General features: G+C 62.1%; 3 protein-coding genes and 1 pseudogene. 2 read left to right on the forward strand and 2 right to left on the reverse strand.

Going from position 1 to position 1,713, the window contains the following annotated elements; translation table 11 throughout:
- Both E5W87_RS32795 and E5W87_RS32800 read right to left on the reverse strand, forming a co-directional pair.
- A pseudogene (locus E5W87_RS32795) lies at window positions 1-225 on the reverse strand (pyridoxal kinase); the annotation flags it as partial.
- A gap of 7 nt (window positions 226-232) precedes the next feature.
- The gene (locus E5W87_RS32800) at window positions 233-481 is read right to left on the reverse strand and encodes a hypothetical protein (protein ID WP_292407310.1); all 249 of its coding nucleotides are present in this window, start codon (window positions 479-481) and stop codon (window positions 233-235) included.
- 164 nt (window positions 482-645) lie between these two features.
- On the opposite strand from E5W87_RS32800, the gene E5W87_RS32805 reads away from it, so the two are divergent.
- Both E5W87_RS32805 and E5W87_RS32810 read left to right on the forward strand, forming a co-directional pair.
- Entirely contained in the window at window positions 646-1,284 is a 639-nt protein-coding gene (locus E5W87_RS32805) for a LemA family protein (protein WP_292407311.1), read from the forward strand.
- A 216-nt stretch (window positions 1,285-1,500) separates the two neighbouring features.
- Window positions 1,501-1,713 (forward strand): TPM domain-containing protein (locus E5W87_RS32810; protein ID WP_292407312.1); only part of this gene is annotated, 213 nt, incomplete at its 3' end.

A 1,713-nucleotide genomic window follows, 5' to 3' on the forward strand; every position in this document is an offset into this window, starting at 1 on the left:
CTCGAGATCGGTCATCAGCGCCTTGAATTGATCGAGCGGCGGCACGATGCGCGTCGCCCGTCCATGGCCGGGATGCCAGGGCAGGATGACAGTCGGCACCGCCCACACCGGAAAGCCCAGCGTCTCCAGCGCAAAGACCGCGGCGCGGTTGCCGACCGAGCCGCGCGCGACATGGCTGGAGATGACGATGACCGCGCGCGGCGCGTCGTGTTCTTCGGTGCTCACGGGGTTCCTAACTTTGGCTGATGAAAAGCACGAGCCAGATCAACAGGCCAATGGCGATAATAAGCCCAAGCGCCCGGCCAATGCGCGTGCCCCAATATTCGATCGGATCCGCCTGGTCGGTGTCTGCAGCAGTGACGTGATCGCGCGCGCCCTTCGCGGTCCGCGCAATGAACGAGGTGCCGCCCGGGTCGGTTTCACGTGCCACGCGCTCGATGATCCGGCGCGATTCGTCGTCGCTGTCCTGGCGTCCCGCCATGGCGAATGTCCTGTTTTCGCGGCGACTTTAACCCGTTCGCCCGGCCAATCACAGGGCCTTGCAGTGAATGATAAAGAACCAGTAACGCTTCCAGGCGGAGGTCATGTTCTTGCGCGCGGATTGTGGTAATGCTTCGCCTGTCAGTCTTATTGAGGGATCTTATCATGCTTGCCCAGCGTCTTTCCTCCCCTTTCGTCTTCCGCAACCTGCCGGCCTTGCTGATGATGGCGATCATGCTGCCGCTGCTTGCCGGCTGTGGCTACAACACCATCCCGACGGCGGAGGAAAACGCCAAGGCCGCATGGAGCCAGGTGCTGAACCAGTACCAGCGCCGCGCCGACCTCATTCCCAATCTGGTCGAAACGGTCAAGGGCTATGCCGCGCACGAAAAGGATACGCTCGATGCCGTGGTCGAGGCGCGCGCCAAGGCGACGCAAGTGACGGTGACGCCGGAAACGCTAAGCAATCCGGAAGCCGTCAAAAATTTCCAGGACAGTCAAGCCGGCCTGACCAGCGCGCTGTCGCGGTTGCTGGCAGTGGTTGAGAATTATCCCGACCTCAAGGCCAACCAGAATTTTCTAGCGCTGCAGGCGCAGCTAGAAGGCACCGAAAATCGCATCGCGGTCGCCCGCCGCGACTATATCCAGGCGGTGCAGGAGTACAATTTGACGCTGAAGACCTTCCCGTCGGTGATCTGGGCAACCCTGTGGTTCCGCGGCAATCAGCCGTTCGCGAACTTCACCATCGAAGAAGACAAGATGCAGACGCCGAAGGTCGATTTCGGCACGACGCAGGGCGGGTGATCGCTCATTAGATCTGGTCTCCTGTTGGCCTTGCACTTTTTCGCGCCCCCCTCTGTCCTGCCGGACATCTCCCCCACGAGGGGGGAGATAGGCAGCTTCTTTGCCGGTTCTTCTCTGGCAACGTTGCAGACCGGCGAAAGCAGGGATCACGGCCGATCTCCCCCCAAGTGGGGGAGATGTCCGGCAGGACAGAGGGGGGCGCGAAGGAACGCCAGCCTGGCATTCCTGTACGTCATTCTTAGCCTCTTCCTCCCCCTCACCGCACTCGCCGCCGAATTGCCTGCCCTGACCGGGCGGGTCGTCGACAATGCCGGCATCATCGATGCCGCGACCAAGGCGGCGCTGACCCGGAAGCTCGCGGATTTCGAGGCCAGGGGCTCTGACCAGATCGTCGTCGCGACGATCGATAGCCTCGACGGCGAGGAGATC

This window comes from Mesorhizobium sp., from assembly GCF_004962925.1.
GTDB lineage: Bacteria > Pseudomonadota > Alphaproteobacteria > Rhizobiales > Rhizobiaceae > Mesorhizobium.

Coding starts and splice junctions, on each gene's coding strand:
- E5W87_RS32800 (WP_292407310.1), bottom strand. CDS start 481: ATGGCGGGACGCCAGGACAGCGACGACGAATCGCGCCGGATCATCGAG.
- E5W87_RS32805 (WP_292407311.1), top strand. CDS start 646: ATGCTTGCCCAGCGTCTTTCCTCCCCTTTCGTCTTCCGCAACCTGCCG.